13 protein-coding genes and 2 pseudogenes are annotated in these 14456 nt (G+C 49.4%); 9 read left to right on the forward strand and 6 right to left on the reverse strand.

Annotated features, from left to right (window positions below; genetic code table 11):
* The first annotated feature begins 38 nt into the window (after positions 1 to 38).
* Entirely contained in the window at positions 39 to 365 is a 327-nt protein-coding gene (locus Vgang_RS16875; RefSeq protein ID WP_105903520.1) for a hypothetical protein, read from the forward strand.
* Positions 366 to 584: 219 nt separating this feature from the next.
* Here Vgang_RS16875 and Vgang_RS16880 read toward each other — a convergent pair whose 3' ends face one another.
* The 3 genes from Vgang_RS16880 to Vgang_RS16890 all read right to left on the reverse strand — a co-directional run bounded on the left by Vgang_RS16880 (position 585) and on the right by Vgang_RS16890 (position 3610).
* Positions 585 to 1433 carry a GMA family class A beta-lactamase GMA-1 gene (locus Vgang_RS16880; RefSeq protein WP_012774820.1) on the reverse strand — a complete coding sequence of 283 codons (849 nt, stop codon included), beginning with the start codon at positions 1431 to 1433 and terminating at the stop codon, positions 585 to 587.
* Between the two features lie 527 nt (positions 1434 to 1960).
* Positions 1961 to 2416 (reverse strand): hypothetical protein, encoded by a 456-nt coding sequence (locus Vgang_RS16885; RefSeq protein WP_105903519.1) that lies wholly within the window; start codon positions 2414 to 2416, stop codon positions 1961 to 1963.
* A gap of 12 nt (positions 2417 to 2428) precedes the next feature.
* Positions 2429 to 3610: a DUF4113 domain-containing protein gene (locus tag Vgang_RS16890; protein ID WP_105903518.1), complete on the reverse strand. Its 1182-nt coding sequence runs from the start codon at positions 3608 to 3610 to the stop codon at positions 2429 to 2431.
* Between the two features lie 274 nt (positions 3611 to 3884).
* Here Vgang_RS16890 and Vgang_RS16895 point away from each other — a divergent pair.
* The 3 genes and pseudogenes from Vgang_RS16895 to Vgang_RS16905 all read left to right on the forward strand — a co-directional run.
* Positions 3885 to 4463 (forward strand): annotated as a pseudogene (locus Vgang_RS16895) (Tn3 family transposase); the annotation flags it as partial.
* Positions 4464 to 4600: 137 nt separating this feature from the next.
* Positions 4601 to 7579, forward strand: a complete 2979-nt coding sequence (locus Vgang_RS16900; protein ID WP_000985631.1) for a Tn3 family transposase — start codon at positions 4601 to 4603, stop codon at positions 7577 to 7579.
* A gap of 115 nt (positions 7580 to 7694) precedes the next feature.
* The gene (locus Vgang_RS16905; RefSeq protein ID WP_001067855.1) at positions 7695 to 8399 is read left to right on the forward strand and encodes an IS6-like element IS26 family transposase; all 705 of its coding nucleotides are present in this window, start codon (positions 7695 to 7697) and stop codon (positions 8397 to 8399) included.
* A 45-nt stretch (positions 8400 to 8444) separates the two neighbouring features.
* On the opposite strand, the pseudogene Vgang_RS16910 reads toward Vgang_RS16905, so the two are convergent.
* From Vgang_RS16910 to tet(D), 3 genes and pseudogenes are all read right to left on the reverse strand, one after another.
* Positions 8445 to 8867 (reverse strand): annotated as a pseudogene (locus Vgang_RS16910) (alpha/beta hydrolase-fold protein); the annotation flags it as partial.
* 21 nt (positions 8868 to 8888) lie between these two features.
* A complete protein-coding gene (locus Vgang_RS16915; protein ID WP_000842134.1) occupies positions 8889 to 9998 on the reverse strand; it encodes an S-(hydroxymethyl)glutathione dehydrogenase/class III alcohol dehydrogenase in 1110 nt (369 codons plus the stop codon).
* Positions 9999 to 10092: 94 nt separating this feature from the next.
* A complete protein-coding gene (gene tet(D), locus Vgang_RS16920; protein ID WP_001039466.1) occupies positions 10093 to 11277 on the reverse strand; it encodes a tetracycline efflux MFS transporter Tet(D) in 1185 nt (394 codons plus the stop codon).
* A 95-nt stretch (positions 11278 to 11372) separates the two neighbouring features.
* Here tet(D) and tetR(D) point away from each other — a divergent pair, with 95 nt between their 5' ends.
* The 5 genes from tetR(D) to Vgang_RS16945 all read left to right on the forward strand — a co-directional run bounded on the left by tetR(D) (position 11373) and on the right by Vgang_RS16945 (position 14335).
* Positions 11373 to 12029, forward strand: coding sequence for a tetracycline resistance transcriptional repressor TetR(D) (gene tetR(D) / locus Vgang_RS16925; protein ID WP_000113282.1), 657 nt, complete (start codon positions 11373 to 11375; stop codon positions 12027 to 12029).
* An 11-nt stretch (positions 12030 to 12040) separates the two neighbouring features.
* Positions 12041 to 12745, forward strand: a complete 705-nt coding sequence (locus Vgang_RS16930; RefSeq protein ID WP_001067855.1) for an IS6-like element IS26 family transposase — start codon at positions 12041 to 12043, stop codon at positions 12743 to 12745.
* 5 nt (positions 12746 to 12750) lie between these two features.
* Positions 12751 to 12891: a hypothetical protein gene (locus Vgang_RS16935; RefSeq protein WP_001044210.1), complete on the forward strand. Its 141-nt coding sequence runs from the start codon at positions 12751 to 12753 to the stop codon at positions 12889 to 12891.
* 485 nt (positions 12892 to 13376) lie between these two features.
* On the forward strand, positions 13377 to 14114 hold the full coding sequence (locus Vgang_RS16940; protein ID WP_001446887.1) for a recombinase family protein: 738 nt from the start codon (positions 13377 to 13379) through the stop codon (positions 14112 to 14114).
* Positions 14111 to 14335: a hypothetical protein gene (locus tag Vgang_RS16945; RefSeq protein WP_000743213.1), complete on the forward strand. Its 225-nt coding sequence runs from the start codon at positions 14111 to 14113 to the stop codon at positions 14333 to 14335. The genes Vgang_RS16940 and Vgang_RS16945 overlap by 4 nt, the downstream gene beginning before the upstream one ends.
* Positions 14336 to 14456 lie beyond the last annotated feature (121 nt).

Genomic DNA, 14456 nt, shown 5'->3' on the forward strand with positions numbered 1-14456 from the left:
CGCAACATTGGCAGCATCATTAATAGGGAAGTTAATCTATGGAACACTATGATCACCTTGTAATAAAAGGTTTAATCAATAGAGGCGGTAGCAGCAGCGAAACCTATACATACAAGCTACTAACCGGATCTGTAACAGAGCAAGGTTCCTCTGTTTCTCAAATGTGGAATTACTTAGATAACCCACTCAAAGAGCGTCTAATTGAAATATTTGATGAAATCTGCATGGTTAATCTAAAAGGAAAATCTGATAGTCAGATCGTACAACAGCTAATTGATTACATGGCCAATATGTCAGGAAGAAATGAATTTCATTCTTCCTATGATCGTAGAACGATAGACCGAATGAGTGATGATGAGTTGTGAGAGAGTAATAAAGTCTCATACCAAGTAATAAAGATTCATACTTAGTATTAAAGTATCATACTAAAATGGCAGCGATCGCAATCGATACGCTGCCATTCCTAAATCGAAAATGCCCCAAAATGAGTTATAGCCAAGCAACGAAGGTGGTCAATATGCCGTACAACCCCATTTTGTTCTCTACGGCATATCTATTGTCAACAGTATGACAATCTCATCTAGTTATTTTACAGCATACTCTTCGAAAATAGCCTTACCAATTTCATTAATAACTTGATTACGTTCTGGCATAGAAAGGTTGGTTTGTGTCAGGTAGATGCTAATGATTAATGGCTCGCGCTCGTCAGTCCAAATTGCTGCTGTAATACCGCGCGAACCGTTAGCTCCTGCACCAGAACGATCTGCAATAGACCACCCTTTTGGTAAAACAGAACGGAGTAAAGAATCGGAAACAGTGTTCCCTTGCATCCATTCCTTAAGTTGTTTTTTTGAATTTTGAGCTAATACATCTTCGAATAAAATATGATATAGGGTCTTATTCATCGCATTTGGCGTCGTTGTATCACGTAGGTCATCAGCTTTGGCTTGGTTTAGTTCAGGTTCAAAACGATCTAATTGAGTTACTTTATCTCCGATCAAACGTAGAAAAGCAGTGACACCCTGTGGGCCTCCGATGTGCTTTAAGACTATGTTTGCAGCAGTATTATCACTAGTCTTCATCGTAGCTTCACAAGCATTTTCAATGGTAATTGAACTGCCAACCATGTTTTTTGTTATTGGTGACCAAGCGATTAGTTCATCGGATTTTACTGGCGCCATTGTACTTATATCTAAAATGTCTCTATCAGAGTCCTGTAGCATTTTTGCACATGCTAATGTCTTGAATGTACTCATCATAGGGAACCTTTCATTCCCTTTATAGTGCCATTGTTGATCCGTTGAATCTAAAACTGATACGCCTATGCGTCCCAAGGTGCGTTGTTCTATAGAATAGAGCGAGTCGTTCAATGTTGAAGCGGTCGATAAAAAAGAAATGAACAAACAGCTCGAAAGTAAGATTGATTTTTTCATGATAACTCGACTATTTATGTAATAAGACTGAATTTACGGAGCGTAATAATACAGCCCGAAAGATATAAATCAACAGCGGGTCATATTAAGTTTGTATGAAAAGATGAGTGTGTTTATGGAGCGTTATTTTCTGCTCGACTTAGGATGAAGGAAGCGCTATCTGAATCTCATACGCATAAGTCAACTATAAGTTGTGAATAACTCATTTCTGTCCAAAAACGAGTTTGAAAGCGTTGGTTGGGGCTGTGATGAAGAAACCAGTATGATACTTTAATACTCAGTGATAGCCCGATTCAGACTTGGTTGTAGAAATTAGTATGAATCTTTTTTTGGGGTTACGTATCATTTAGAACGGTACGAACAGGGTTATTTGACTGTTTAGTATGAAACTTTATTTCTCTCCCACATGAGTACGAAAGAGGCATTGCAAAGCATGTTGCAGCTAAAAAAGAAATCCTCTTAAACAAAGAAAAGCAAAATATGGTCTTTTAATCGTAAATTGTTTCGTTTGCTGGTGGGCGCTTGGATTAGGTGCAATATTGTTCGAAATCTGCTTTATGAGAAACGTGGGTTATTACTGGTATTCTCTTTGCGCCCAAATACTCACAGATACGAGCTCGGTGTCTGCCATCTATAAAACCGACAGATCTTGTTACTGTTCTTTGTTTGAAGAACCCAAATCGCTTTGTTGTCGTTTCATGTGTAGTGAACGATACAAATGGCGTCCCCAAGCAATCTAACTCGGGGTCAGGTTTCATTAGATTAATGTAAAGCTCTTTCTTTTCCTTTGACCATTGGTTTACATGCGGCAAAAAACTGGAAAATGGATCAATTTCGGATAGCTCCACCAGCTTTGCCACATCAACCCAAACGATTGTGTAATTTGAAAATGACGGAGATGAGCAATCGAATCTTTCCTTCAATTCAATAAACTCATAAGGTGCTGATTCAGCTAGAGTAACCTTAAACTTTTTCTTTACCATTCCTTTGATGCCTCACATCGCTTTAATACCAGAGTTAACAACCGGTATGTCATTCCAGTTTGTTGTATATTCTTTGGATAGAAATTCGCGCCTCATATCCCACTTTTGCTCGCATCCCTGAGCACCAACAAAAAGCGTATCACGCCCATAACGGCTGTTAATCACATCCATTGCCTGCATTAATTTAGGGTTATCTGGTTCAGGGTTAAACATATCCATTTGACTGTTTTTTGCATTGGTCAAATCCAACAAACCAACACCAACTTTTGAAAAAGCCACACCCTCACGAAACAACTTTTTTCCTACGTGGTTTACGGCTCTTGTGATGGCTATTGTATCGTTCGTTGCATATTCAAACTCATGAACACCTTTTAAGTAAACTGGTTCATCTTGAAATGCAGAGGTTGAAATAAAACACACTACGGCCTTTGCTTTTAAGTTTTTTTTCCTAGCCTTTGTTGCTGCTACTCCTGCATGTTTAGACAGCGCTTGGAGTATTAACTCTAAATCATAAAGCTTGGTGCCAAGGGAGCGAGTGGAAAAAATTTGCCTCTGATCTGGCTCAATATCATCCCAATGAAAACATACCTGACCATTCAGCTCTCGAACTGTTCTTTCAAGATTTACTGAAAACTGATTTCTTGCAACTGATAAGTTCATTTGAGAAAGGTCATAGGCCGTTTTTATACCCATTAGATTTAATTTAGGTGCCAATCTTCGCCCAACCCCCCAAACATCAGTTAAAGGCGTTGATTTAAGGGCTCTTAGCCTTACATCTTCACTTTCTATAACAAGGACACCATCAAGCGAACGCTCTTTCTTAGCGACTCTGTTTGCTATCTTCGATAGAGTGATCGAACTTCCACCACCTACGCAAACAGGTATTTTGCATAAGCGATAAACATCTTTTCGTATTTTTGCTGCATGGGCGGTAAGGTCTGGAATGACCTTTTGTATATTCCTGAAATATAGTATCGATTCATCAATCGAATATTCATGTTGCTGGGGGGCATAACGACCGATAACACCCATAACACGGGAACTAATATCCGCATAGAGCGCATACAGTTGGCTAAGAATTCCCGCTAAAAATAGACGAGTAAGTGAGCAACCATTCTGCCGCATGGGTTGCTGGCGTCTAACACCAGAAAAATCACCCAGCCCAACCCGCTGTCTATTTTTTAAGGTGGGCATTCATCTACATGTCTAATTTTTTACCAATTTGATCGCTAAGATGTACTAATTTGATTACCGAGGGAGACTGACGGACTAATTACTTAGGGGCTTAATCGTACAATCTCCACTCGACACCACACAACTCACTTCTGGACATTTCTGAGTTGCATTTTAGCTAATTTAGAAAAACATGAATTAGATAAAGTATGGAAATTTCAAATCAATATGAGGCGGACATGAAGAAATTGAAAAAAGTAGCTTAACTGGGTTGGTCAATTTTGGTTGACCACGTCATGTTCCGGTGAGTACGCAAGTCATTGGCGCTAACGAATATGAAGGTCACTTTGCTTTTGACTTACTCTATAACAACTCTTCAGATATACAGCCTAATACCTTATCGACCGATACGCATGGTACCAATAATGTTAACTTCGCTATATTAGATTTCTTTGGTTACACATTCGCCCCTCGATACGCGAAAATGAAAAAGGTGTTTTTTGAGCTATTTGAAGTGACTGAAGAGAACGGAGGCCGTATTCAATTAAAGAAAGATATTAATCATAAGCTAATTGCTGAAGAATGGGACAATATTCAGCATATTGTTTGTTCATTGAGTCGTAAAACCACCACTCAAAGCACAATCATTAGAAAGTTGAGTAACGGCAAGAGCCGAAGATTGTCAGCATTGCATGAGTACGACCGTTTAATTAAATCTATTTATGTTTTGGAGTATGTTGATAATTCAACGTTGCGTCATTACGTCCAGCAAGCCTTGAACAGAGGTGAAGCATACCATCAGTTAAAACGTGCTATTACTTCAGTTAATGGCAATAAATTTCGTGGGGGGAATGATTACCAAGTATCACAATGGGGTTCTAGGGATTTTCCCCTCTAAAAAGACTTAATCCTCTGTAGACCACACCAATAAATGGCTGCGGAGGTGGGTTACTACTTATAAGTGTGGCAAATTAGGTAAATATCGTACATTTAATACGGAACAGCCCTGATATGGCCATCAAAAACGAAATTACTATTCTCACGAGAGCAGAACAGGCAGATCTTTATTCCCCACCCATTTTTTCAATCGAAGAACAACGTCTGTACTTTTCTCTGAACGATGCGGAATTGGCAGTTTTTCGGTCAATTCGTCTCAGAGCTCATAGATGTTACTTTGTCGCGATTTTGGGATACTTCAAATCAAAGCCCGTCATCCTAGATATCGCTTACTCGCAGGTTTCTAAGGATTTAATGTTCATCAGTAAAGAGCTGCTTGGCGGCAAGGGGCTCAGACCATTCACTCCCTCACAAAAACAAAAAGATCGACTCTACGCAAAAGTATTAGACCTTGCTGGTTATCACAAATGGGACGAAAGTCAGCACTTCAATTCTCTTTTCGACCACCTTGTTCAGGTGGGCAATGCCTGGCTGGAGCCGCGTTACCTCTTTGATACTGCTATTGAATTCCTAACCAGTCACAGCATTGCTATCCCTAGGTACACCGTACTCCAGAGACTGATAAGCAGAGCGATGCAGCAGGTCAGAAAAGACCTGGCGCACCAACTTAATCAACTCACCAGTCCTGAACTTCACGTCTTTCTGGACAGCATAACAGCCATTGATGACGGACTAAGCCTGAACCAGCTCAGAGGCGGTGCAAAAAGTCTGACCGTACCTGAACTTAAAAAAGAGCTTGCCCTTTATCATCAGTTAGCGCCATGGCGCACGCAAATCAATGGCGTTATCGATGGGCTTAATCTGTCTCTTAAAAATCGACAACACTTCGGTGAGCTCATCAACTATTACGGTAGTAAACTCAAACGATTCAAACGCGCACAGCAGCATCTATGGTTGCTATGTCACCTGACAGAGCGGATACAACTGGCACTGGAACGGTTAACTGATGGGTTCATTTACCATATCCGCAAGCAACAAGAAGCTGCCAACACCTTTGCACAACAAGCAGTGTTCCTGTCCTGGCAGTCAGCCGCGGACAATGTCACGAAAGCGGCAGAGTTACTGCATCTGTTTGTGGATGAGAACATTGATGATAATCAACCCTTCTCAGTAGTCAGACAACAGGCATTGAAGGTCATGAATGACAGGGATATCCAGACCCTCTGCCTTTACCTGAAAAAACAGAAACGGACCGTGGAAGAGTACCAGTGGCAACATTACGATGAACAATGCAATCTCCTGGAGCAACTGTTAAGGCAGGTGTTCTTGTGCCTTGAATGTGAGGCCGGTAAAGGCTCAGAAGCCGTCGTCGCCCAACTTCAACAGATGCAGACGGAAATCGCATTCGGTGGACCACTGAAGACGATGGATACGTCGCTCATCCCGAAAAAGCACCTCCCATGGTTGGTTAAACAGGATAACGTTAACCCGCAACGTTACGAATGGCTGCTCTACCGGCAGTTAACCTCACGACTGAATGGACGCATTTATTTGCCAAATGTTACCAAATACCGCGCACTGGAAGACGACCTGATCCCCCAGACATCGCAGGATACCTTGCTGGCCTCATCAACACTGGACAGACTAAAACAGCCCGCAGAGTTATTGTTACAGGAGAAACAACACCGGCTGGAAAGTGCACTCAAAGACGTTGCTCTCCATATTGATGAGGGAGACAATCGAAATGTGATCATGAAAAATCGTACCGGTACCCGCTGGCGTCTGCCGACCAAAAGCGCTACATCTCTGGTCAACAATCCCTTTTTTAAGCGAATGCAACCGGTCGGTATCGCGGATGTACTGCGGTATGTAGAGCGCGAAACCGGGTTCATGAAATGTCTGACTCATGTACTTCCGATACAAAAACAAGGGTTCACTCATCAGGATGATTTACTGGCCATTCTGATTGCCAACGCCACTCACCGTGGTGTGTATGGCATGGCGCAGATCTCCGATCGAAGCTATGAACACCTGAGTACGGTGCAGGCCAACTATATCCGGCCTGAAACGCTGCATGACGCCAGCGACGTGATCAATAATGCGGTTGCAGCGCTACCCATCTTCCGCCACTACCATATTCAGGAGGACCAGCTGCATGCCAGTGCGGATGGTCAGAAATTCGAAACCCATCTGGAAACCTTTAAAACCCGGTACTCCTCTAAGTATTTCGGCACCAACAAAGGGATCACGGCCATGACACTGGTGGCCAACCACAGCGCCCTCAATGCTCGGATCATCGGTTCCAACGAGCACGAATCACACTATATTTATGACCTGTTACAATCCAACAGCAGTGAAATCAAACCTGACGTACTCTCGACAGATACACACGGTGTCAATCATGTTAACTTCGCCTTACTGGATCTATGCGGTTACAGTTTTGCACCGCGATACGCGCAGTTCAGTAGTGTCATCAATGATCTGTTTGATGTGACTGAAAGTGAACAAGGCAGCACCATACTGGCGCTAAAGAAGCCTATCAGAACGAATGTTATTACAACGGGATGGCAAGATATCAGGCGTATTGTTCTGTCACTTCAGACAAAGCGGACGACACAAGCAATGCTGGTAAGAAAGTTGTCTGGTTACCCTTCTGGACACCCAATATTACAGGCTCTGACGGAGTATAATCGACTGGTTAAAGCGCAATATTTACTTGACTACATCGACGATGCCAGTTTGCGGCAGTATGTGCAACGTGCCCTGAACCGGGGAGAAGCATGGCACTTCCTTAGACGAGCCATTGCGTCGGTGAATGGTGATCAGTTCCGTGGCAAAAACGAGTCTGAAATCGCTATCTGGAATGAATGCGCAAGATTGCTTGCCAACGCGATCATCTACTTCAACTCCGCGATACTGAGTCATCTTCTGGGACACTTTGAAGCGAGAGGAGATGAAGAGAAAGCGGGTATCACTCGTGCTGTTTCGCCCGTTGCGTGGCAAAATATCAACTTAAGCGGAACGTATAACTTCACTAATACTGGGAAATTGCCCAATATTGGCGAAATAACAAGGCCGATAGTGGATGATTAGGCTCCAAGCTGAAAGTAAACCACCTCCGCAGCCATTTATTGGTGTGGTCTACAGAGGATTATGTCTTTTTAGAGGGGAAAATCCCTAGAACCCCCTTTTGCTGATGGAGCTGCACATGAACCCATTCAAAGGCCGGCATTTTCAGCGTGACATCATTCTGTGGGCCGTACGCTGGTACTGCAAATACGGCATCAGTTACCGTGAGCTGCAGGAGATGCTGGCTGAACGCGGAGTGAATGTCGATCACTCCACGATTTACCGCTGGGTTCAGCGTTATGCGCCTGAAATGGAAAAACGGCTGCGCTGGTACTGGCGTAACCCTTCCGATCTTTGCCCGTGGCACATGGATGAAACCTACGTGAAGGTCAATGGCCGCTGGGCGTATCTGTACCGGGCCGTCGACAGCCGGGGCCGCACTGTCGATTTTTATCTCTCCTCCCGTCGTAACAGCAAAGCTGCATACCGGTTTCTGGGTAAAATCCTCAACAACGTGAAGAAGTGGCAGATCCCGCGATTCATCAACACGGATAAAGCGCCCGCCTATGGTCGCGCGCTTGCTCTGCTCAAACGCGAAGGCCGGTGCCCGTCTGACGTTGAACACCGACAGATTAAGTACCGGAACAACGTGATTGAATGCGATCATGGCAAACTGAAACGGATAATCGGCGCCACGCTGGGATTTAAATCCATGAAGACGGCTTACGCCACCATCAAAGGTATTGAGGTGATGCGTGCACTACGCAAAGGCCAGGCCTCAGCATTTTATTATGGTGATCCCCTGGGCGAAATGCGCCTGGTAAGCAGAGTTTTTGAAATGTAAGGCCTTTGAATAAGACAAAAGGCTGCCTCATCGCTAACTTTGCAACAGTGCCCGTTTTTCCGATGTGCCGAAATGCCCGCTTACCAGGGTGTGCAGCTCATTCAGAATATAATCATACATCTGATAATGCGCTTTCCACGGCTCCTGTGTGGCATTGACATAAAACCCGGCACCCTGGCCGAGATCGTACTCTTTATCATCCGCCACCTGACTGCCGCGCGGACTGGTATCCGGCGCGACAATCACCAGGCCGTGTTCCGCTGCGTAACGCTGTGCCCCGGCTTTGGTGATAAAATTCTGCTCGTTGCAGGTCAGCCCGGAAAGCCAGTACAGCACAGGACATTTCTCTGTTTTTGCCTGCGGCGGCAGAAACACGGAAAAAGTCATCGGCGTGCCGGTCACCGCAGAGTGGTGACGCCAGACTTCCTGGCTGCCGCCGAAACAGACGTGATGTTCAATCCGTTCCATAGTATCTCCCTGAATACGTTATCAGTAATGAATGACTGTGCGGATGGATTTGCCGTCGTGCATCAAATCAAAAGCTTCATTGATTTTATCCAGTTCCATGGTGTGCGTGACAAACGGCGCCAGCTCGATTTTGCCGCTCATGGCATCTTCCACCATTCCCGGCAACTGGGTACGCCCTTTCACGCCGCCGAACGCCGTGCCTTTCCAGACCCGGCCGGTCACCAGCTGGAACGGACGGGTTGAAATCTCTTTTCCGGCACCCGCCACCCCGATAATTACCGACTGCCCCCAGCCACGGTGCGCACTTTCCAGCGCCGACCGCATCACATTGACATTGCCGATACATTCAAAGGTATGATCCACACCCCATTTGGTCATTTCGACCAGCACCTGCTGAACAGGTTTGTCATAATCATTGGGATTAATGCAGTCTGTGGCGCCGAACTGTTTTGCCAGCTCAAACTTGGATGGATTGGTATCGATGGCAAAGATGCGCCCCGCTTTTGCCTGACGTGCGCCCTGCACCACGGCCAGCCCGATACCGCCGAGGCCGAATACCGCCACAGAATCCCCTTCCTGTACCTTCGCGGTATTGTGTACCGCGCCGATCCCGGTGGTCACGCCGCAGCCGAGCAGGCAAACCTGCTCCGCATTGGCCTGCGGATTGATTTTCGCCAGTGATACTTCCGCCACAACGGTATATTCGCTGAATGTCGAGCAGCCCATATAGTGATAGAGCGGCTGACCGTTATACGAAAAACGGCTGGTGCCGTCCGGCATCACGCCTTTGCCCTGGGTTTCGCGGACGGCAACACAGAGGTTGGTTTTACCGGAGGTACAGAAATCACACTCGCCGCACTCGGCGGTGTACAGCGGGATCACATGGTCGCCCGGTTTCACACTGGTCACGCCCTCACCGACCTCAACCACCACCCCGGCACCTTCATGGCCGAGCACCACCGGGAACAGACCTTCCGGATCATCACCGGAAAGCGTGTAGGCATCGGTATGGCATACCCCGGTGTGACTGATTTTCACCAGCACTTCACCTTTCTTCGGCGGTGCCACATCAATTTCAACAATTTCAAGGGGTAAACCCGGCCCGAAGGCGACTGCTGCGCGTGATTTCATAACGGTTCCTCTGTGTCTGAGGCTTATCATGGCAGGCGATAAGCACGAATGCCGTCCACCATACCGCACAACAGCGCTGCCTGTATAGCGCCGGTCAGCAGGTGGCCGCCACCGGTGCCGGTTTTCTGATCAGCAGACAGATTGCCAGCAGCAGACCGTACAGTGCCGTGCCAATCAGCCACACCGTACCGTCCGCACTCTGCTGTGTCTGACTGAAAATAAAAGCAAACAGCAGCGGGCCCGCCACGCCGGTCAGATTGGTCAGGCTGACCAGCACACCCTGTAGTTTTCCCTGATTTGCCGCCGATGCCCCGGCAGAGATAATGCCCTGCAATGCAGGCAGTGCAATTCCGCCGCCTGCCAGCAGGATCAGGACCGGATACACCATCCATCCGGAAGTGATAGCAGACATCAGTAAAAACGCGGTGGCATCGGCAATAAATCCGGCGAAAATAATGGTTTTCTCACTCAGCCGTTTTGCCAGCGCCCCGGCAACCACCGCCTGAAACAGTGCATGCATCGCCCCGAGTCCCGCCAGTGAAAAACCGACCGCCGCGCTGTCCCAGGCAAAGCGGCTCTCCGTAAACAATACCCAGACAGTGGCCGGGATCTGCCCGATAAGCTGCGCGGTAAAAAAGACAAACAGCAACAGCGCCAGAGGTTTAAGCAGTGTGATAAAGCTGATACCTGCGCTTTCTTGTTTCTGCTCCGCCGGTTTTTCTTCTGTCTGTACCGCCGGTTTAAAGATAAAAAAGACCATCAGAAAGGTGCAGGCATTCAGTATTGCCGCAATGACAAACGGCAGATGCGGTGAGATATCCCCCGCCAGTCCGCCGATAGCCGGCCCGGCAATCAGCCCGGCACCAAAGGCCGCACCGAGACGGCCGAACCAGGCGGTACGCTCGCTGACCGCCGTGCTGTCCGCCACTACCGAAGCCGCAACCGCGCCGGTGGCACCAGTGATCCCGGAGATAATCCGCCCGAGATACAACATCCACAGCACATTGGACAGTGCCAGCAGTGTGTAATCAAACGCGGCACCCGCCAGGGATAACAGCAGCACCGGTCTGCGCCCCAGCTTATCTGACCATCTGCCCAGCAGCGGAGCAAAACAGACCTGCATCACCGCATACAGCGCCAGCAGAATGCCGTAATGGTTTGCCACATCCGCTTCCGGGAGATATTCCCGCAGCAGTGACGGTAATACCGGCATGATCAGACCAATTCCCATCGCGTCCAGCAGTGTAATCACCAGCGCGATGACAGCGGGTTTATTCATTTTTCAGATCCTGTGTTAATTCCCTATCATTGATAGAGTTGGAATATATCCCTATCAATGATAGAGTGTCAATCTGAAAATCGGAGGAGACGGTCATGGCACGGCTGAACAGAGAATCGGTTATTGATGCGGCACTGGAACTGCTGAATGAGACAGGGATTGACGGGCTGACGACCCGCAAGCTGGCGCAGAAGCTGGGAATAGAACAGCCGACACTTTACTGGCATGTGAAAAATAAACGGGCGTTACTGGATGCGCTGGCGGTGGAGATCCTGGCGCGTCATCATGATTATTCACTGCCTGCGGCGGGGGAATCCTGGCAGTCATTTCTGCGCAATAATGCAATGAGTTTCCGCCGGGCGCTGCTGCGTTACCGTGACGGGGCAAAAGTGCACCTCGGCACCCGCCCTGATGAAAAACAGTATGATACGGTGGAAACCCAGTTACGCTTTATGACAGAAAACGGCTTTTCACTGCGCGACGGGTTATATGCGATTTCAGCGGTCAGTCATTTTACCCTTGGTGCCGTACTGGAGCAGCAGGAGCATACTGCCGCCCTGACCGACCGCCCTGCAGCACCGGACGAAAACCTGCCGCCGCTATTGCGGGAAGCGCTGCAGATTATGGACAGTGATGATGGTGAGCAGGCCTTTCTGCATGGCCTGGAGAGCCTGATCCGGGGGTTTGAGGTGCAGCTTACGGCACTGTTGCAAATAGTCGGTGGTGATAAACTTATCATCCCCTTTTGCTGATGGAGCTGCACATGAACCCATTCAAAGGCCGGCATTTTCAGCGTGACATCATTCTGTGGGCCGTACGCTGGTACTGCAAATACGGCATCAGTTACCGTGAGCTGCAGGAGATGCTGGCTGAACGCGGAGTGAATGTCGATCACTCCACGATTTACCGCTGGGTTCAGCGTTATGCGCCTGAAATGGAAAAACGGCTGCGCTGGTACTGGCGTAACCCTTCCGATCTTTGCCCGTGGCACATGGATGAAACCTACGTGAAGGTCAATGGCCGCTGGGCGTATCTGTACCGGGCCGTCGACAGCCGGGGCCGCACTGTCGATTTTTATCTCTCCTCCCGTCGTAACAGCAAAGCTGCATACCGGTTTCTGGGTAAAATCCTCAACAACGTGAAGAAGTGGCAGATCCCGCGATTCATCAACACGGATAAAGCGCCCGCCTATGGTCGCGCGCTTGCTCTGCTCAAACGCGAAGGCCGGTGCCCGTCTGACGTTGAACACCGACAGATTAAGTACCGGAACAACGTGATTGAATGCGATCATGGCAAACTGAAACGGATAATCGGCGCCACGCTGGGATTTAAATCCATGAAGACGGCTTACGCCACCATCAAAGGTATTGAGGTGATGCGTGCACTACGCAAAGGCCAGGCCTCAGCATTTTATTATGGTGATCCCCTGGGCGAAATGCGCCTGGTAAGCAGAGTTTTTGAAATGTAAGGCCTTTGAATAAGACAAAAGGCTGCCTCATCGCTAACTTTGCAACAGTGCCGCGCGACGAGCAGCAGCACCAGGAGCAGAAGCACGTCGAGAAAAAGCAACAGCAGATCGAGCAGCGCCCACGGCGGGCCGCTCGCATCGGATAAGTCGAAAAATCCGGCTAAAGTGGCCGAGCTGCACATCAGGCCGCGCGGTTTTCCTCCCTGATCGCCGGCGCGGTTTCTTCCTCCCTGAACCGCATGCAGACTTGCCGCCTCGGACACCCCGAGGCGGTTTTTTTTCGCCTCGCTCGAGCATCGCCGCATCCGACGATGCCGAGACGACCAGGCCGCGCACGTCGAGCTGCAGCATCGCCATTGCCGACGATGGCACCAGGTCGCCGGCGGTGGCCACCGACCTCGAGCTCGCATCGCCACATCCGACGATGCGCGCCGGCGTCGACCATCGCCAGGTCTGACGATGGCGGCCGCCCTGCCCTGGATCTCGCATCGCCATTTCTGGCGATGAGATCCACGGAGCGGCCATTTAGACCCGCCAATAACGACCCGGCCAAGATAAATCGCATGACGGCCTTTTTGGCCGGGGGTAGCATGACCGGACACTTTGCGTATGCCCAAAGGAGCCCGCAAGTATGCGCAGGACGAAGCCAGTAGCCGCGCCGATGGTGGCGCGGGTCTATCTGCGCGTCAGCACCGACGCGCAGGACTTGGAACGCCAAGAGGCGATCACTACGGCCGCGAAGGCCGCCGGCTACTACGTCGCCGGCATCTACCGTGAGAAGGCATCCGGCGCACGCGCCGACCGGCCTGAGCTGCTGCGCATGATCGGCGACCTACAGCCCGGCGAGGTGGTCATTGCCGAGAAGATCGACCGCATCAGCCGCCTACCTTTGCCCGAGGCCGAGCGCCTGGTGGCCTCGATACAGGCCAAAGGCGCAAGCCTGGCCGTCCCTGGCGTGGTCGATCTATCCGACCTGGCGGCCGAGGCCCAGGGCGTCGCCAAGATCGTGCTGGAAGCCGTGCAGATCATGCTTTTTCGCCTGGCCTTGCAGATGGCCCGCGACGACTACGAGGACAGGCGCGAACGCCAGCGCCAAGGCATTGAGTTGGCCCGCCAGGCCGGGCGGTACAAGGGCCGCCGTGCTGATCCGAAGCGCCGCGCCCAAGTTGTCGCGCTGCGCAAGTCCGGCTACAGCATCAACAAGACCGCCGAGCTGGCCGGGTACAGTGCGGCCCAGGTGAAACGGATATGGGCCGAGGTCAGCCAGGCCGAAGCGAAGCAGCACGGCGCGTTCGTGGAGGACGCATTGACGGAAGCCGATGCCCTGGCCGCTGTCGGCCAGGATGAGCGCCAGGAGGAAAGGGCATGAAGAAGCCGAACCAAGACGACGAGCCGTTTTTCATCACCGAGGAGATTGCGGCCGAAATGATCGCCGGCGGCTATGAGTTCGAGCTGCCGCCCATTCCTTGCACCATCCGCCTACGCGACGTGCTGGAGCGCATGACCGATGCTGAGCTAGCATTGCAGCCGGGCGAGATCGCCGACCAGGAGCGTGAACGCTGCCGGCGCAAGCCGTGTTCAACCTCATGATCTGGTCATGGTATTTTTCATGGCACTGAGCCTGATAGTTCTTGCAAATTGTTGTCACTAAAGGGTTTTGTGTGCTTGTTTACAATCGAGTGGGAGTGACGGGCACTGGCTGGCAATGTCT

The organism is Vibrio gangliei (assembly GCF_026001925.1).
Taxonomy (GTDB): domain Bacteria; phylum Pseudomonadota; class Gammaproteobacteria; order Enterobacterales; family Vibrionaceae; genus Vibrio; species Vibrio gangliei.